A 17,680-nucleotide genomic window follows, 5' to 3' on the forward strand; every position below is an offset into this window, starting at 1 on the left:
TTTCTTTAGTTTCTTTAGTTTCTTTAGTTTCTTTAGTTTCTTTAGTTTCTTTAGTTTCTTTAGTTTCTTTAGTTTCTTTAGTTTCTTTAGTTTCTTTAGTTTCTTTAGTTTCTTTAGTTTCTTTAGTTTCTTTAGTTTCTTTAGTTTCTTTATTCATTTTAGGCTGAGTTGATTTCTCAGATGATTCATTTGTTTTGATTTTATTTTCTACTGGCTTTTGTTTTTTCGGTTCAGGAATCTGTTTTGTTGCGTGTTCAATTCGTTTGTTTAGCTCTTTTTGGTTCTGTTTTTTATAGACTGTTTTCATATCGATTTTATGATTGGTTGCGCCGACTTCCTTTACTGCTTTTACTAACACAGCTTCCACCGGTAGTCCTTGCCATTCATCCAATTCAACTTTCTTGTTATCCAAAGAGCGTACGGAAATTACATTTCCCTCTTCATCTACCCCGATTTCAATGGTCGAATCACCTTCCACTTGTATGTGGGCGTAAGCAGTTGGGGTTTTGGGAAACCAAGATGCGACTAAAAATAGGAGGAGGACTGCTGCTACTAAGGCTGGTGCTATGAATATTGGTTTCAAACGTTTTGTGGGTTTGGCAGAAGCAATTAAGTGAAACTCTGCTTCTTCGCCTATTTGAACGGTTGCAATAAGTGGAACTCCACGAAGAAACTCGCCATCTTCTGTCAGGAAAACAGAGTAGGTCGCCTTCTTTTCACAAACAATGCCTCTATATTTGCGCATCATATGATTTCTCCTTTCACGTAGTCTTTTATGTAAACGAAATCACTGTTTAATAGAAGTACAACTGCAATTATGTATTTTCGTTGCCGTTCCAGTGTTTTTCTGGAGACTTCCACCAGTGCTTCTATTTCTTTCAAAGGTAGTTTTTTGTTTTTTATTAATAGTGTATATAGTTCTTCTGAATCTGCGATAATTTGGGCCGTTTGAAAGGCTGTTTTTCTAGCATCCGCATGTTTCGGTGCTGCTTTTGTTAGTTCGTCAAATGATAGGTTAAAAGTGGCTAATAATTTGCTGTATTTTATAAGTTCTTCTCTTCTTGTTTCTTTAAATTGTTCTTCCGAATAGGTAGTTACTGCAAGTTGTTTTAATAAGAAATTGTCATCTTCTGACTCATTTTCCTCGTAATCGAGGAGTAGTTCTTTTTTATTACGAACCGTTTCTTTTCGAATAAAATCAATGAGGCGTCTTTTTATTATTAAGTGAGCAAATGTTTGGAAGGAAGTATTTTCAGTTGGATTGTATGCATTGATCGCTTCATGACATCCATTTAATGCGATGCTGAATTCTTCATCTTGCTCGTCAATCGCCCGTTTACATATGAAACTGGCTGTTTTTTTGGAAAATTGGGTATGGGCAAGAAGGAGGTCGTTTAGAACCTCCTTATCACCTGCTTGCGCCTTTGTTATAAGCTCTTGCATATTTTGTTTTGTTTTGAATAGAACTTGCATAATTGACAAGAGCATACATACCCTCCGTTCCCAAATTTCCATTAGCCTATTATTGTACTAGGCTTAGTGGAGAATGAAAAGCGGTGTTATTTTTGTTTTGATAGTTTTTTAGATTGCTAGACGAAATTAAAAGTATCTACACGATTTATTTCTTCTGCATATAATAGTTAGTTATTTATTATAAATGGATTTATTTTTGGTTTTCGTTCTTTTTGTTTTGTTGTTTTTCAGCTTTGTGTTCTTCTTTCAATGCTTTCTTTTCTTCTTTTTGTTCAGCTTGTAGTGCTTTCCGTTCTTCTTTTTGTTCTGTTTGTAGAGCTTTTCTTTCTTCTTTTTCAGCTTGTTTGATTTCTTTTGTTGGTTGTTTTACTACAGGTTCTTCTTTAACTGGTTCTACTACAGGAGTTTCTGTAACAGGTTCCACTGTTTTTGGTGCTTCTACTTTAGGTTCTTCTGGTTTTGGTGTTTCTACTTTAGGTTCTTCTGGTTTTGGTGTTTCTGGTTTTGGTGTTTCAGTAGCTTCTTTTTGTTGAGCTTCAAATTTTGCAATTGCGCGTTCTGCATTAGATTTAATTGCTGCTTTAGCAGTTTCATTTCCAGCATTTTCGTATGCTTTAGAAAGTGCTGCTAAGTTTCCAGCTGTGTATCCTTCAGGAATTTCAATATCCATTCCTACCGTATCGCCAGTTGTGACTACTGGTGTTGTATCAGTTGTAGTGGTTTTCGGTGTTTCAACAGTTTCAGTTTCTTTTTGATTAAGTACTTTGCTCAAATCTACTGTATCAAACAGATTTTCGTTTGCCCAAGCATAACTTGCTCCCGTTACTGTCATTGTCGCTACTAATAGAGCTGCTCCAGTTTTCTTAAATTTCATCTGCATTGTCTAATCACCTCGTGTTGTATTTGTCCTTTTTGTTCGGACACTTAGTTATTCGTAGGGCTTATCTTTTTTATGGGGGTCGGGTGGATAAAACTTTATTTTTACTTGCGGTCGTGCGGTGAATACTTGCGGTCGACTGGTCGATACTTGCGGTCGTGCGGGGGTTACTTGCTCTTTGGTTGTGTTTACTGGCGGAGAGGTGGCTTTTACTGGCGGAACGGGATAAATTTCCAATATTAGTGCATAAAAAAAGAACGCTGTTTATGCGTTCGGGTTTTTGTGGAGTACGTTCATGCCTTGGAGTAGTGTTTTTGCATCTGCGTTTAAGTAATTTTTTATTCCTTCGTTTATGAAGAGTTCTGGGTTGTTGTTCACTACTAGTTTGAGACCTACGAGGTCGAATTTAGTAGCGTACGAGTTTATCGAATAGATTACGTTTATTTCATGGCGGCTTAAGGCTTTTTCACCTGTATCTTTTTTCTGTTTGATCAGATCAAACATAGCCCTTGAATTTCCGCGCAAAAGCTGTCTATTTTTTGTTAATACTTCGATATTTTCTTCGATATACTTTCTGGCTGATACTAAATCTAAACTATCTATACTTTTATTGAGCTGTTTTAATAATTCTTGAAAGTCCATTATATTGCTCCTTTTGCCAAGTAGCTTTTACTTGATTATAGGCTATAGGTTTTAGTGTGTATATGGACACTTTGCACCTAGGAGCAGGCAATATGCGGAATGTTAAATGGAGAGCTAAGATTACTTTGGTATTACGTTCATTTTACATGTTAGGGTTAAAGTACCGATTATTCCACTCGTTTTCGTTTTTTCCATAAATCCTCTGCTGCTCCTGAGCCTAGCATGACGCCTGTTACGATTAAGATTAGGCCTAGGAAGTGGTTGAGGCGCAGTACTTCTCCTAAGAAAAGAGCGGAAATGATTAATGAAAACAATGGGTTTAAGTTCATAAATATCGCTGCTTTTGTTGCACCAGCTTGACCGACAGCATAATTATACATTAAGTGACCAATTGCAGTACAGACGACAGCGGAACTTAAGAATATAATCCAAAAGGTTGGTGTTGTTGTTGAAAACTGCTTAATGGCACCTGGTTCTTGAATGAGGCTAATGATAAAAAGGATGACCGAACCGATCAGTAGCATATAGACCGTAAGTAGTCGTGGATCCAATGTTTTAGCAGCTTTACTCACCACCATAAAACTTAGAACCTGAACGAATATCGATAGGAATACATAGAAATCACCTAGATTTGCTCCCATCGTTTCACTGCCTACTAGGATCGAGACTGCAATTCCAGTTAGACCAAATACTAGTCCTAACCACTGAATCCTTGTAGGGAAATATTTCAAGATAATTGCCGCTGAAATTGCAGTCAGCATTGGCCCAGTTCCTAGTATTAATCCTCCGTGGGTTGCGCTTGTAATAGACAATCCCATGTTTAAAAAGTAGTGGTGGACTACCACATTGGTGAGCGTGCCGAGTAAAATGTACTTCCATTCACTAGGCATTGGTTTACGTAGTAGTTTCATTTTCCATAAGATTGGTAATACGACTAAGCCCGCCACAAATATTCGAAATGCGGTAAGTGTTACGGGTGATACTTCTTCTACCATATATTTGAGTAGTGATACGTTTGCTCCCCAAGCGAACATGACAAATACGAGCATTGCATATATTTTCCACTGTTTCATCTGGGATCTCCTTAAAATATATATTTTGTTTTATTGATCAATAAACTGAATGATACATAGGCAAGTAACGATAAGATAACCGGGATTACCACTGTATGAATGTCAAATAGATTGCCGTATGCACTGTTGTAAAAATGGAGTGCAATATAGGAAATAATTCCTGTAATCATTGATGCGATTGCTCCGTATTTATTGCCGTATGGCCAGTACAAACCAAGCACGACCGGCCAAATAAAGGCCGCCTCGAGTCCCCCAAAAGCAAATAAGTTTAAGAAGATTAAAAGTTCTGGCGGATTCAGTGCTAATAAGAAGACGATGGAACCTAAAAGAGTTGTTACCCCAAAACTTAAGATTTTTACTTTTTTCTCGGTTGCATTTGGATTGATATAGTTTATATAAACGTCTTTCACAATAGAAGAACTCACTAGAATGAGTAGGGAATCTACGGTTGACATAATTGCAGCAAGCGGCGCAGCAAGTACAATACCAGCGAGCCATGCAGGTAGAATTTTCAGTGCAACAAGCGGAATGACAGTGTCTGCCACTTCAATGCCGGGCATAATCGGTCGAGCAAAAATACCGATGAGATGCATATTCAGCATAATAAAACCAGAGACAATTGTTCCGATCACTAGCGCACGATGCATGGAGCGTGTGTTTTTGTAGGACATTGCGCGCACTGCCATTTGTGGGAGTCCGACAACACCTACTCCTACAAGTATCCAAAAGGATGATACATAGGCGGCAGATAGATTCCCTTCATTGCCGTATGGCGTCACTAGATTTGGGTTTTCGTTCAAAAGATCCTGCATAATATTCGGTACTCCACCACCCGCGATAATAACTGCGATTAGTAGTATGAGCGTCCCAATAACCATGACACCACCTTGCACAGCATCCGTTACTGCCACTGCTCGGAAACCACCGATGACTACGTAAACTAGTACCGATACAGCGAAAATAAATAATGCGGTCGTATACTTCATGCCAGTGAGCGACTCGATCAAACGGCCACCACCAACCCACTGTGCTGTCATTGCGGAAAATAAAAAGATAATGATACTAGCTGCTGCAAGTAATACAACCACTTTACTATTGCTATAGCGAACCTTTAAAAAATCAATGAGTGTGATTGCGTTATATTTTCGAGCTAAAATCGCAAACTTCTTCCCAAGAATCAGTAGAACAAAATAACCAGTCACTACTTGAGTCATGGAAAGTAGTACCCAACCAAGGCCCATCGTGTATGCAGTTCCAGGTCCTCCTAAGAAACTCGAGGCACTACCGTACGTAGCAACCATTGTCATGGCCAACACAAATCCGCCAAGCTCGCGCCCACCTAGAAAATACTCCTGTAGAAAACCGCCTGTTGATGATTCTAATTTCTTACTAGACCAAAAGCCAATGAAAAAAATAATGGCAAGAAAGATGACCATCGGGATGATAACTTGTATATTCACCGTTCATCCCCCTCTTCCTCTAACGAAACATCCTTCAGCACGAATTTCACAAGAACAATAACGGTAATTGCCACCAGAATAAACCCCATAATACAGCTATAAAAAAACCAATCGGGAAACCCGAGAATATACGAATACTCCTCTACCGGTTTCGAGCCAAGCCCATACGCAAAACCAAACCACCATATAAAGTGCACAATCGCCAACGCAACGCCAATCAACGCCTCCCGATGTGCAATCTTAAATCTAGGATCCATTTTATCCGCTCCTGCCGTTCATACTGTTTCACTCTAGTATAACCAAGATGAATTCAGTTGTTAATAGGGGTTTGTGAAAAGTTGAGGGGGGTGTCTCTCGAATGCGGCTGAGTTACTCTCGTATAGATGCTAGGCTCTCTCGTATAGGCGTAGTTCGCTCTCGTATAGCATGGCCATTCTCGTATAGAGTGGATTCTCTCTCGTATAGATGGTCTGCTCTCTCGTATAGGCGTAGTTCTTTCTCGCATAGCCTGGCCATTCTCGTATAGAGTGGACTCTCTCTCGTAAAGATGCTCTACTCTCTCGCATAGGCGTAGTTCTCTCTCGTATAGCATGGCTATTCTCGTTTAGAGTGGATTCTCTCTCGTAAAGGTGGTCCGCTCTCTCGCATAGGCGTAGTTCTCTCTCACATAGCCTGACCATTCTCGTTTAGATTAGAATTCTCTCTCGTAAAGATGGTCTGCTCTCTCGTATAGGCATAGTTCGCTCTCTCGTAAAAGCAAATTTAAAACCGGAAGGCGCTATGCTTTCCGGTTGGTTTCTAAGTATTTATTTGTAGGTTAAGTATTTCACGTAGTCTTTCCAGCTGATTGATTTGATGCTGTTCCAGGTTGGAAGGTCTACTGGGAATGGTAGGAATGCTTCGGCACCGTCTGTTTTTTGGTCTGCGTTGAGGACGACGTTACCATTGCTTAGTCCTTCTGAAAGGATGGCATATTGTTTCAAATCGAATGGCACGGTGACAGGTGTACGAGCGATTCTGCCTTCACTCGAAAGTGTGTATACTTCCGCTACTGTGTCAGAGCGGTTTAGTAGCCACTGCGATTTTATTTGTACAGCATTTTCTGCTTGGTTTGTTATGATGACTGAGTTTAGATTTGCCGCAAAAGGTAAGGTTTCTAGTTGTTCTGCTAACTGAATCCGAACTTCGTAGACAGGTTCGTGAGTTTTTCGCTCAAACTGTTCGTAAGCTGTTAGCCATTTGGATGCATTTGCAGGTACTTGTGTTTTTACCAAAATACTACCTTCTACTACTCCTTCACGATGGGTTGAGTAGTTTTTTACGTTTTGTCCTTCTTCCATATCATGCCATTCGGATTCTTTTACGTAAGTGATAACTGATTTTTCATTTCCGTATAAAAGGATGAAATATTTTCCATTTCGTTCTTCAATAGATGAAACCGTACCACTTAGTGGGCTTAATAAAGAAAGAGCGCCTGAATCTTGTGCAAGCTGCGCATCAACAATTTGAAGTTTACGATCGACTTCTGCCAGTTTTTGCTTTGCTTCAGCTATGCCCTGAGCAAAATTACCATCTTGGGATACATTGACGTCGACTTGAACATTTACATCCACAATCTCGTCTGCCGTCCCACCAGTTGCCTGGCCGTCGCTTGATGAACTGGAATCTGCTCCATCACGCTCGGATTCCAAATCGCTGATGATGCTAAGAAGCTCTGACTGCTCCTGCATATAGGCCTGTTGCTCTGTTTCCCACAGTAAACGCTGTTCCTCTGCGGAATCCGTCTTCAGTGTTGCAAGGTCAGTACCTTCCTCCACATAATCTCCTTCTGCGACAACGATATCATTTACAGCTTCAACATCTATCGTAACCGACAGCTCATTGGCAGGAACTACAATAGATTCTTTTTCTAGTTCTTCCGCATACGTATTTTCATTCACCCGATCATATTCACTCACGTAAAATGTTCGACTGATTTGACTTTTGTCTGAATAGATGAGGATCGCATTAGCCCCGATAAAAGTAGCGACAACTATGGATATCCCGATAGTTAACCATTTATTCATTCGGTTTGCCCCCCTTCGATCCACGTTTCAATTGGGAGTACTTCAAAGCCCGCTGTTATCAGTGCTAATATTACTTGAATTGCTATTAATATTAGGAATAGATTACGAGTAGACATTGTTGTAAATGCTCGTAAAAAGTGCAACTGAATAGCGATTATTAATCCCGTAATTAGAGATAATTCATTGAAAAAATAATTGACATAGGAATGCTCAATAAAGGTCGCAGCTAACGGACCAAAAGAGAGTACTGAGTAATCCGTTGCGTAGCCAACTACAGTATATAAGAAAAAGTTAAATGCTTTTTCTATTAATAAAAATGCAACGACGAATAATTGAAGTATCGCTACTTTTGATAATTCGACATTCGTGATTTTATGTAAAATAAACGCCATTCCGAAGAAATGAAAGGCCATATACAGTAAAGACCAAAAAATTGTCCCTATTAAAGAGATGATTCTAGCAATCGTAAAGGTATCTTCATAGCCGCTGACAAATAGAGCGGTTAGATCTTCCGTATGTAACCCCCAAATATCTCGTAGTGCGTATACTAGGACCCCAAAAATCGCGACGAACCATACGCGACTCTGAAAGTCTCGCATCGTTGCATCATTCTTTAAGGATACAAGGAGATCGTTTCTATTGAAAAGATATTTCCAAAATCGAAATTCAAAAAACATTCAAGTGTTCCCCCTCTTATGGTTGAACAGTTACTTCCACATAAGCACCATTTTTCATCATGACTCCTGCATTCGTTTGGAAAGTAGGATGTATGAGTAGTAGGTAAGATGCTCCTTTTTCTAGTGGTGCTGTTGGTATGACAACGAACTGTTTAGCTGATTTTGGTTCAATTGTTACGGGAACGGTGTCGGTCGTTCCTAATTTTACTAATTCCACTCTTTGCTTTGTAGTTTGTATTACATTGTTGGAAAAAGTAATCGTAAATTGTTTCGTTGTCGGTACATTATGTAATGCGGACATCTTTTTATAGTTTTTATTTACTTCCACTAATGCATCCAGATGTGCTTGTATTAGCTCGTAACCGACCTCTGTTTCGTAATGTGGCTTCACGCCTATTTCGTGAATGAGGGTACCTTTAGGACCTGTGAAGTTTGCTATTGTTAGCTTCAAAATTGATCCGTCAGAAAGATTAAAAAATGATTGCATCGAACCTTTTCCATAAGTAGTCTGCCCATAGAGGGATGCTGAGTTTTGGTCTAGTAAAGCTGCTGCAGTCATTTCAGACGCACTCGCGCTATATCCGTTGACTAGTACTTTGGTGTTTGCAGGAAATAACGAGGTTTGTTTAGTCGATTTAGTTAACGCAGACTCGCTAGTGGTAATAATTGTAAACGCATCAGGACTGTTGGGAAATAGACCGATAAGTTCTTCTGCTGTATGTACATATCCTCCTCCATTATTTCGTAAGTCTAAAATAAACGAGGTTGCACCTAACTTTTGAAGCTCTATTTTCGCTTTTTGAACAAGGACTGCCCCATCATCTGAAAATGAATTCATCCCTATATATCCAGTATTTCCTGCTAAGAGCTCTTTTGTTACGACAGGGACTGTAAATTTCTTGCGCGTTAAATTATACGTTTGTTTCGTATTATTACTTTTCAAAATCTGTAGTTGTACTGCGGTTCCTTCCTTCCCACTGATGATTGAAGAGGCTTGTTGAATTGCCATCCCAATTGTCGATATACCATCGACTGACAGAATAATATCACCAGGAAAAATTCCAGCTTGGCCAGCTGCTCCACCTTCAAACGTGCTGATAATTTGAATGCCATTCGGATGTTCCTCAATTATCACACCAATGCCAGTCGTCGTATTATTGATGGAGTTTGTATACGCTTCAAATTCTTCCCTCGTAAAATAAGTAGAGTAGGGATCTAATTGCTCCACTATCTCATCAATAGAATCTAACTCATCTATATTAGAAGGAAGTTCTCCTTTATAGTGCGTACTGAGCAAACTCTTCACTTCATCAAGCGGTGCTGCTAATGTAGAAATCGGTGCTGAGATTAATCCGATCATGATTGCTGCTAGGATAGTAAACCTCTTCATCCAATTTCCCCCTTTTGAATATCTCTAAACCTATCATAGCTTAAATTTACAAGAACTGCAGAAATTTCTATGCTTACTATTAAATGGATTAGTAACTGAAATATTAAAATGATTAGATGGATTCACAATAAAAGCATGCATTTTCTATCACTTAAATATAACAATCATTATAATAGCCGTTTTTTATTTGAGTAGTTGCAGTACTCCCTGTGCTTGTTGCATATGCAAGCTAAGAACATATTGATTGGCTTGCATTAATATACTAGCTTTAGTGAGCGCCATCATTTCCTTTGCAATATCTACATCTCTTATTCTAGATTCTGCCGCAGTCAAATTTTCTTCCATATTAACGACATTATTATACGCGTGTTCCATTCGATTTGTATAAGCCCCCATTTTGGAGCGTTCACTCGATACCTTTTGAATTGCTTTATCAAGTTCTCCAATGGCTTTGTCTGCATCTTCTCTCGTAGAAAGGGATAAATTCTGTATTCCAATACTAGTCGCACCCATATTGCTAAATGACAATTCGATAGTTTGTCCGGCATTAGCACCCGCCTGAATTTTAAGAGAGGTTTGAGATCCATCTATTAATGGCTTTGTATTAAACTCAGTATCCTTTGAAATTCTAGACACTTCTTTTTTTAGTTCATCAAATTCTATTGCTAACTGACTTCGGTCCTTGTCGGTTAGCGTGTCATTTGCAGCTTGAACACTTAACTCTCGCATTCTTTGTAAAATAGAATTTGTTTCATTTAGTGCACCCTCTGCAGTTTGGACAAGGGAAATCCCATCCTGTATATTCCTCGAAGCCTGTCCTAGTCCCCGAATTTGTGCGCGCATTTTTTCAGAAATAGCTAAACCGGCAGGATCATCGCCGGCTCGGTTGATACGATACCCAGAAGAAATGCGTTCCATGGACTTATTTACCATTGTCCATTGAGAGTTCATGTTCCGTAAAATAGTTAGTCCAGTAGCATTCCAATTTCCAAGCATCATCTCAGCTCCTTTTTGATTCTTTTATCTTTATATCGTCCAAATTGTAATATATTTCAATTTTGGAGGAATCTAATATTGATTCGAGTAAAAATGATTAATTCCTTCTAGTTTAGGAGAATATTAATGTAAGTTTTGAAATTTTTTTATAATTAATTTAAAAATCGAGTTATTTCCCGGGAAATTGACAAGAAAGGAGTTTTTGTTAATGAAAATCGACAAGTTTGGATTTAGTTGGGGGGACATTTGGTTTGGGGTGCTCGGCTCAAGTGGATTTGTGCTGTTCCTCTACTTTTTTACGTCTTAGTAAATTGGATAGCACATAAAAACACCTATCGAAATTAGCTATTCGGTAGGTGTTTTCTATTTTAGTAAATTATACAATGTAAAAGCCTCCGTTAATTTTCTTTATACTTTAGTAGTTTATTGAACAATGATTCGTCTCTTGTAGTTAAAGCAAAATCAATCATGCGCTCTACATTTTGTTGCTCGAGTAATTGAATGACTTCTTCCGTTCCTACTACGGATACATCCTGCGTGTCGACTTGGTTGGCTTCTTCTAAAATCGTTTGTAAATGTGTATGAATATCGGACACAAGCAATAATTGATAGAGCGGAAGTCTAATAAACCTATTCCCTTTTTGAAAAACAAATACTTCCGATAAATTTTCTACCTGCAATGTCTGCGCATTTAAAATGATTTCCTTCCCATCTACTGGTATAAAATGAAACAGCTCTTCATCTTTCCTAATGGAAAAGTACTGATAGGCAAACACCATCTTAATACTGTTCCCTTCATACTTTGTATAAAACGGCTTCATTAACTGTACAAGTATCATATTCTCCTCTCCTTTCATTCGGTGGAATTTTCTGATTATTATTAGTTTATCACATTTTCTCTTTTTCGTGTAGTTAATGGCTCTAAAAATATACTTAACAGCCGGGAATTCATTTACTCGCTGCTTGGAGGTGGATACTCGCGTTGCTGGTGGATTTACTTGCGGCTGTAATCTAAATACTTGCGGCAAGGCGTGATTTACTCGCTAAACGGAAGGATCTTCCAATTTATGTAGAGAGTGAATGGTCCTATTGAAAAATTGCTGAACGAAAAAAACGCACGGTCCTTTAGGATCTAAATCTGTTTCTACTGTTTTCGAAGGGCTTTGGACAGACTTATTGCTATATAATTACCGTTTGATTTTTTAAAAGATGCTGGTCGTGACTGAAGTCACGACCAGCATCTTTTTTCTCGGTAATCTTATGGCGTTTTTCTGTCCGTCGCCCTTCTACAACTTCTAGAAACACGTTAGTGCAATTTTTGTTAATTAGAGAAAAGCTAATTTCCTATTAATAGAGGCAAGATGATGACAGTCTAAATAGGCGACAGTGGTGCTCCTGCGCAAAGTTCGTCGCAAAATAAAAAAATATTTCGCAACGACTGCCTGACTCGCATCGTGCGGACCCGAAGATGAAATTTCGTTAGCGTTGCCACAGGAGGTGGCGCACTTAGCCTTTGTTCTCCACATGTAACGGAAATCAGTAGTATTATCCATTCTTTAAAGTATTACGAACCCAGTTTACACAGGACGTTTTTATATACTTAATCTGCAAAAAAACGAATGCACGCTGCATCCGCTTTTGGAAGGTCCTTCTATTTACGAAGAGTTGTTGGTCTATTTCTTCCTTTGGCTATGGTGAAATAGCCGAATATTTTGGGGTTGTATTCAACGATAAACGTTTGGAATACTTTTTCTAATACTTTTGTTTGGTTGAGCTCCCCTTCGTGTTCCAGATAAAAAGATAAGAGGTTAGCTTTATAATCGAGTTGTAAATCATAAACGGTGAAATCCTCTGCAACAATTTGCTCAATATGAGTCATCTCTTTTTCACGATATCCACTAAAATACGCTATATACTTCTTCTTAACGCCCACAACCTTTATTTCTTTCTCGTTTTTTCTTGAATGCTTATCCTGGTACTCAAATAAGGACGGTATGTAAAATTGTAATCTTTCGATAGCTATCACTTCCTTTTACATTATAATTATTCCTATATTTCTCATAATTGTTAGTGGATGTATATCTTTTATACTATATATCCTCATCGTATTTATACATATCTCCAATTTGGCGATTTTTATTCATTATTCTTCTAATTTCGCTATCCTTGCATTGTATATGGGAGGGATGAATATGGCATTTTGGGAGCATTTGCGTGCTTATCGTGAAAAACTAGACATTACACAAATAGAAGCTGCTAAGATTCTAGGTATTGATCATTCCGCATTATCAAAATATGAAAAAGGCGATCTTGGTATATCTATCGAGTTGCTAACGAAAATAAAAGAAAAATACAAAATTCCAGATGATCAATTTTTATATATGCTCCAAGATAAACGCTATAAAAGCGAAAATCCAATCTTAGAAGCTAGAGAAAGTAAAGAAAGATACATAGAAAATTTTCAAGAGGAATATGTGAATGAAATCATTCACTTGAAAGAATATCGTGATTTTACGATGGATATTGTTCATTTTGCCGAAAGTGACAAAGAACGAAGAAAGTACATATTAAATCGATTGAAAAGAGATTAAAGCTTTTACTTACATTGCGATAAGTAAAGGCTTTTTCTGTTATTACGCCGCCTTTTAGACAATTTGTTTTAGCTTCGGCTTTTAATCAGTGGGTTTTAAACGTATAATGGAAGGAAAGCTTTTTTTCTTAGGAGAGATCTGTTTGAACCTTACTTCATATCAAAAACTTGCAACCCATTATAATAAACAGATTCACCAATCTATGGATACAATTTCGAAAAAGCTACATCCCTCTATGTTAGAGGATGAGGAGCTTGTTCGTCGTGCTGCTTTTTTTGTGCGTAACGGCGCTGTTTCTATTACGAATTATTCACCTCAAGAGCATCGGGTCGACTTTACCATACGCGATGTGACGAATATTGAAGTGAATTATCATATTACAAAAGATAATTTTCACTGCCCTTGTCCTATCCATAAGCCGTGTAGACATATGGTGGCAGCTGTTTTTTATTTGTACCAGCAAACGAATTCCTTGTCTTCATGGATTTCTGAATGGCGTTCACTGGCCGACCAGGCGCAATTGACTTTGCTAAAGGATGAACGCAGTCCGAGAAGTTGGGATATTATTGTTGAAAACTTTTTCCGTAAATTTATCGCCAATTACCCACCTACTAGTTTTTATTTACTTGAATTTGCTATTCATGATTTGAAATCGCAAATTAGAAAGTCCCGTCCATTTGAACGAGAGTGGCAGCCTATTTTTGACGTGTATGTGGAACTATCTATACTCATAAAGTCTTGGCCATATATTGAACCACTTGCACAATCTAATATGCAAAACAGAGTGGTTCATTTTTTAAATGAATACTTAGCTGAGCTGAATGATCATCTAAACCAACTATCATCGAAGCCACGGATGTTTGCAGCAGATGCCTTTTACGATGAAATTATGGTGCGAGTTAATCACTTTTACTTTGATATGGAAAACCTTGTGCAGTATAGAAAGCAAGTGTATCTGTCATTTTGGGATGCGCTCGTAACAGACAAGAATAAAAGAATGCAGGAAGTGAAATACTTAGAGTCTCTAGATACGGTAGAAGATGGTATTCCGTTAAATATGGTACTACCATATTTTTACCTAACCTTGTCCATGACCGATGAACTATTATTGGCTGCGGAACAAATGGAGGGAAACCAATTACTTGCATGGATAGAAGTATGTGAAAAAGCGCTTCATAATGGCAAAAAAGAATTAGGAACAAACCTAGTTCGCAAGCTACTGCCTCATGTTTCATATTACTTAAACGAAGTAATACAAAATCCGTCTCGTGTTATACTCATTCGGAGATTAGAGCTATTGTTTGATACAGTTCAGTTGCAGCCTACAGAGTTAGAAAAAGTATATCAATCTTTTGGAATGTATGGCCTACAGTCTTATTCGAACTTACTCATTAAGGAAAAGCGTTATTATGATTGGGTGGCTCTCCATCAATCGGCTAATTCCTCCCTAGAGTATGCAGAAGCATGTGGACTTTCGATTATAAAGGAAGAAGCTCCAGAGATGTTGCTTCCACTTTATCATCACTATGCGATGCGTTTCGTACAGGAAAAAAACCGCTATAGCTACAAACAGGCCGTTCGGATTTGGAAAAAAATGAAGCAAGTTGCTAAAAAATCGAATGACACGGATTATTGGAATGCTTACGTAGAAAATGTCCGTGAAAAGTATCGCCGTCTTCGTGCACTGCAACAAGAAATAGAGAAAGGAAACCTGCCATTATGACTCAGCCTTTATCTATTACAAAAGAATTTTCTTTGAATATTCATCCATTAGAAACCGGGCAGTTCCGCTTAGTTTCTATAAATATACCTGCTGAAAAGTGGGTCCCATCCCTTTATTTGAATCATCGAGAAAGCTATTTTGGCCTCAATGCTCAAATTGAAGATGATGCATTAATCGCCACTCCCGTTGAATTAGTTGAACTTTTTTCAAAAAAAATGAATCCATTCACTTTATTTGACGGTATCAATGATGATTCTAAAAAATGGTTAGAAACATTTAAAGATACAGCAAAAGTTTGGGCAACTCCTGACTTATGGAATTTCATAAATGTAGAAGGAAATGAACTCAAAGTTACTGCTCCAATAGATGAAAGTGGGCAAGCACTCCTTGTGAATGCTGTTAAACAAAAACTTTTTCAAGCTGGTCTATCAATGGAGGATATAGAACCTCTAATACCGTTTTTCCAGCGAGGTGGATGGCCAATCAAGTCTCAGGCTACTCATCCAAGCTTATTAGTTGCACTTAGGTTGTCAGAACCAGAGGCACTCGAGGATACATGGCTGCTAGAAACCGTAGTTCGTGGGAAAAAAAGCAGCGTTTACTGGACACCTGCCTATCGAAAGAAATCATTACCCATTAGTCAGGCTCTACCAGATAAATGGTTTGAATTTAGTGATTTTATAGAGGAAACACAGTCTAAAATGTTTACTCTTGTTTCTTCCATCGATCAAACAAACACAGAAACATTCTATTCTTCTACCTTAACTGATGAAGAAGTGCGAATGTTTCTTCGTGATGACTTAGTGAAACTTCAAGCACTTGGATTTGAGATTGTTCTTCCAGCTTGGCTGAAGGCAGTAAAAGATACAAAAATGCGCGTGAAAACGATCGCTAAGACAGCAAATTCTTATAAAACTACTGCTGGTCTAAATGAAATACTGCAATTTAACTGGAGTTTTTCTTTAAATGGCCAAGAGATTTCGGCCGATGAGTTTCAACAAATGGTAAATGAAAATCGTTCCTTTATACAGGCTGGCAATGAATGGTTCCGTATTGATTCGGCTTGGATGCATGAAGTTCGTGAGCTTATAAGAAAATCTGAGGATGAGAATTGGACTGTGAAAGAACTGCTGTTCCGCGAAATTCCTGAAGAGCTTGCACTTGCACTTGATGACGATGAGGAATCGGATGTGGATCCGTTATTTGCATTTGAAATGCAAAACTCATTACAAACACTTCTGAAAGAGCTTTCGGAGAAAAAGGGTTATCCTTCCGTAGAGATTTCACCTAACTTATTAACGACTTTACGTCCATACCAGCAGCAAGGATTAGAATGGCTTGTCTTTATGCGAAATGAAAAATTTGGAGCCTGTCTTGCGGATGATATGGGGCTCGGAAAAACCGTACAATTAATAGCTTATTTACTGAATGTCCATCAAAATACGGAGCAATCAACACCGTCTCTCATTATTTGTCCTACTTCCGTGTTAGGAAACTGGCAAAAAGAAATTGCGAAATTTGCTCCTTCCCTTAAAGTGCAAACACATTATGGAGCTACTAGAACAAAAGAAATTGATATGACAAGCGATGTCGTTCTAACTACATTTGGGACTGCTATGCAGGATATCCATTCACTTTCTGAAGTTACATGGACCAGTATTACGCTAGATGAAGCACAGAACATTAAAAATATGCATACAAAACAATCACGCGCTATTCGAAAGTTAACTGGGGCGCATCATATTGCGCTGACTGGTACGCCTGTGGAAAATAGATTATCAGAGCTATGGTCTATCTTTGATTTTATCCATAAAGGTTATTTAGGTTCGTTCCGTAAGTTCCAAGAAAATTACATCGCACCTATTGAACGAGATAATTCCGATGCAACAAAGCATAAATTACGAGTGAAAATCCAGCCTTTCCTATTGAGAAGAACGAAACAGGATCCAGAGTTGCAGCTTAACTTACCGGAAAAGCTGGAGCAACGAGAATACTGCGCACTTACTACAGAGCAGGCAGCTTTGTATGAATCACTTATACAAGAGACCGTTAGTAAGCTCGACACACTTACTGGGTTTGAGAAAAAGGGTCTTATTTTAAAAATGCTTAGCAAGCTTAAGCAACTTTGTAATCACCCTGCTCTCTATTTAAAAGAGCCCTTTGATGATGCGGAGAATATGCTTGAGCGGTCCGAAAAGCTAGCCCAAATTGTGACGCTTGCTGGGGAAATTGCTGCACGTGGTGAGCAATGTTTGATCTTTACTCAATATATCGGGATGGGTCACTTACTTCAGCATTGTTTAACTGAGCTTTATGAAATTGATGCTCCATTTTTGACTGGTAGCATGCCTAAAAATCAGCGTGACCATTTGGTGGAAGCATTCCAGGCAAAAGAGTTTCCGGTGTTTTTATTGTCGTTGAAGGCTGGGGGAACTGGACTAAACTTAACCGCGGCAAGCCATGTGCTCCATGCCGACCGATGGTGGAATCCTGCAGTTGAAAACCAAGCAACCGATCGTGCCTATCGTATTGGGCAAACGAACTTTGTTCATGTCCATAAGTTCATCACCATTGGAACAATTGAAGAAAAAATTGATAAGCTCTTAGTTGAGAAACAAGCGCTATCAGAGGATTTAATCCATTCTAGTCAGTGGATTACGGAGATGTCAGATAATGACATAAAAGAGTTACTCACACTGTCTATTTAATAAT

The 17,680-nt window shown here is 38.5% G+C and carries 16 protein-coding genes; 3 read left to right on the forward strand and 13 right to left on the reverse strand.

Going from position 1 to position 17,680, the window contains the following annotated elements:
• The 13 genes from LDK52_RS14925 to LDK52_RS14985 form a co-directional block, all read right to left on the reverse strand.
• Positions 1–748 (reverse strand): anti-sigma factor domain-containing protein (locus tag LDK52_RS14925; RefSeq protein WP_422662708.1); only part of this gene is annotated, 748 nt, incomplete at its 3' end.
• Positions 745–1,488, reverse strand: a complete 744-nt coding sequence (gene sigI, locus LDK52_RS14930; RefSeq protein ID WP_277586743.1) for an RNA polymerase sigma-I factor — start codon at positions 1,486–1,488, stop codon at positions 745–747. The genes sigI and LDK52_RS14925, both read right to left, overlap by 4 nt.
• Positions 1,489–1,663: 175 nt before the next feature.
• Positions 1,664–2,353, reverse strand: a complete 690-nt coding sequence (locus LDK52_RS14935; protein ID WP_277586744.1) for a hypothetical protein — start codon at positions 2,351–2,353, stop codon at positions 1,664–1,666.
• Positions 2,354–2,614: 261 nt separating this feature from the next.
• Complete coding sequence (locus tag LDK52_RS14940) at positions 2,615–2,992, reverse strand: hypothetical protein (protein WP_277586745.1); 378 nt, start codon at positions 2,990–2,992, stop codon at positions 2,615–2,617.
• A gap of 167 nt (positions 2,993–3,159) precedes the next feature.
• Complete coding sequence (locus tag LDK52_RS14945) at positions 3,160–4,065, reverse strand: DMT family transporter (RefSeq protein WP_277586746.1); 906 nt, start codon at positions 4,063–4,065, stop codon at positions 3,160–3,162.
• A gap of 11 nt (positions 4,066–4,076) precedes the next feature.
• Positions 4,077–5,525: a sodium/pantothenate symporter gene (gene panF, locus LDK52_RS14950; protein WP_277586747.1), complete on the reverse strand. Its 1,449-nt coding sequence runs from the start codon at positions 5,523–5,525 to the stop codon at positions 4,077–4,079.
• Positions 5,522–5,782, reverse strand: coding sequence for a YhdT family protein (locus LDK52_RS14955; RefSeq protein ID WP_277586748.1), 261 nt, complete (start codon positions 5,780–5,782; stop codon positions 5,522–5,524). Before LDK52_RS14955 ends, panF begins: the two co-directional genes overlap by 4 nt.
• 549 nt (positions 5,783–6,331) lie before the next feature.
• The gene (locus LDK52_RS14960) at positions 6,332–7,591 is read right to left on the reverse strand and encodes an efflux RND transporter periplasmic adaptor subunit (protein WP_277586749.1); all 1,260 of its coding nucleotides are present in this window, start codon (positions 7,589–7,591) and stop codon (positions 6,332–6,334) included.
• Positions 7,588–8,268, reverse strand: a complete 681-nt coding sequence (locus LDK52_RS14965; protein ID WP_277586750.1) for a hypothetical protein — start codon at positions 8,266–8,268, stop codon at positions 7,588–7,590. The genes LDK52_RS14960 and LDK52_RS14965 overlap by 4 nt, the downstream gene beginning before the upstream one ends.
• Before the next feature lie 16 nt (positions 8,269–8,284).
• Complete coding sequence (locus LDK52_RS14970; RefSeq protein WP_277586751.1) at positions 8,285–9,658, reverse strand: S41 family peptidase; 1,374 nt, start codon at positions 9,656–9,658, stop codon at positions 8,285–8,287.
• A gap of 183 nt (positions 9,659–9,841) precedes the next feature.
• Positions 9,842–10,654, reverse strand: a complete 813-nt coding sequence (locus LDK52_RS14975; RefSeq protein WP_277586752.1) for a flagellin N-terminal helical domain-containing protein — start codon at positions 10,652–10,654, stop codon at positions 9,842–9,844.
• Positions 10,655–11,052: 398 nt separating this feature from the next.
• Entirely contained in the window at positions 11,053–11,493 is a 441-nt protein-coding gene (locus LDK52_RS14980; RefSeq protein ID WP_277586753.1) for a transcriptional regulator, read from the reverse strand.
• A gap of 812 nt (positions 11,494–12,305) precedes the next feature.
• Positions 12,306–12,587 (reverse strand): hypothetical protein, encoded by a 282-nt coding sequence (locus LDK52_RS14985; protein ID WP_277586754.1) that lies wholly within the window; start codon positions 12,585–12,587, stop codon positions 12,306–12,308.
• Between the two features lie 259 nt (positions 12,588–12,846).
• On the opposite strand from LDK52_RS14985, the gene LDK52_RS14990 reads away from it, so the two are divergent.
• The 3 genes from LDK52_RS14990 (at position 12,847) to LDK52_RS15000 (ending at position 17,676) form a co-directional block, all read left to right on the forward strand.
• Positions 12,847–13,245, forward strand: a complete 399-nt coding sequence (locus LDK52_RS14990; RefSeq protein WP_277586755.1) for a helix-turn-helix domain-containing protein — start codon at positions 12,847–12,849, stop codon at positions 13,243–13,245.
• Between the two features lie 142 nt (positions 13,246–13,387).
• Positions 13,388–14,968, forward strand: coding sequence for a hypothetical protein (locus LDK52_RS14995; protein ID WP_277586756.1), 1,581 nt, complete (start codon positions 13,388–13,390; stop codon positions 14,966–14,968).
• Entirely contained in the window at positions 14,965–17,676 is a 2,712-nt protein-coding gene (locus tag LDK52_RS15000) for a DEAD/DEAH box helicase (RefSeq protein WP_277586757.1), read from the forward strand. The genes LDK52_RS14995 and LDK52_RS15000 overlap by 4 nt, the downstream gene beginning before the upstream one ends.
• Positions 17,677–17,680 lie beyond the last annotated feature (4 nt).

Source organism: Psychrobacillus antarcticus (genome assembly GCF_029533155.1).
Lineage (GTDB): Bacteria > Bacillota > Bacilli > Bacillales_A > Planococcaceae > Psychrobacillus > Psychrobacillus antarcticus.

What these genes read in the sequence shown, in the direction of transcription:
- sigI (WP_277586743.1), bottom strand. Translation starts at nt 1,488, where the DNA reads ATGCTCTTGTCAATTATGCAAGTTCTATTCAAAACAAAACAAAATATG.
- LDK52_RS14935 (WP_277586744.1), bottom strand. Translation starts at nt 2,353, where the DNA reads ATGCAGATGAAATTTAAGAAAACTGGAGCAGCTCTATTAGTAGCGACA.
- LDK52_RS14940 (WP_277586745.1), bottom strand. Translation starts at nt 2,992, where the DNA reads ATGGACTTTCAAGAATTATTAAAACAGCTCAATAAAAGTATAGATAGT.
- LDK52_RS14945 (WP_277586746.1), bottom strand. Translation starts at nt 4,065, where the DNA reads ATGAAACAGTGGAAAATATATGCAATGCTCGTATTTGTCATGTTCGCT.
- LDK52_RS14955 (WP_277586748.1), bottom strand. Translation starts at nt 5,782, where the DNA reads ATGGATCCTAGATTTAAGATTGCACATCGGGAGGCGTTGATTGGCGTT.
- LDK52_RS14960 (WP_277586749.1), bottom strand. Translation starts at nt 7,591, where the DNA reads ATGAATAAATGGTTAACTATCGGGATATCCATAGTTGTCGCTACTTTT.
- LDK52_RS14965 (WP_277586750.1), bottom strand. Translation starts at nt 8,268, where the DNA reads ATGTTTTTTGAATTTCGATTTTGGAAATATCTTTTCAATAGAAACGAT.
- LDK52_RS14970 (WP_277586751.1), bottom strand. Translation starts at nt 9,658, where the DNA reads ATGAAGAGGTTTACTATCCTAGCAGCAATCATGATCGGATTAATCTCA.
- LDK52_RS14975 (WP_277586752.1), bottom strand. Translation starts at nt 10,654, where the DNA reads ATGCTTGGAAATTGGAATGCTACTGGACTAACTATTTTACGGAACATG.
- LDK52_RS14980 (WP_277586753.1), bottom strand. Translation starts at nt 11,493, where the DNA reads ATGATACTTGTACAGTTAATGAAGCCGTTTTATACAAAGTATGAAGGG.
- LDK52_RS14990 (WP_277586755.1), top strand. Translation starts at nt 12,847, where the DNA reads ATGGCATTTTGGGAGCATTTGCGTGCTTATCGTGAAAAACTAGACATT.
- LDK52_RS15000 (WP_277586757.1), top strand. Translation starts at nt 14,965, where the DNA reads ATGACTCAGCCTTTATCTATTACAAAAGAATTTTCTTTGAATATTCAT.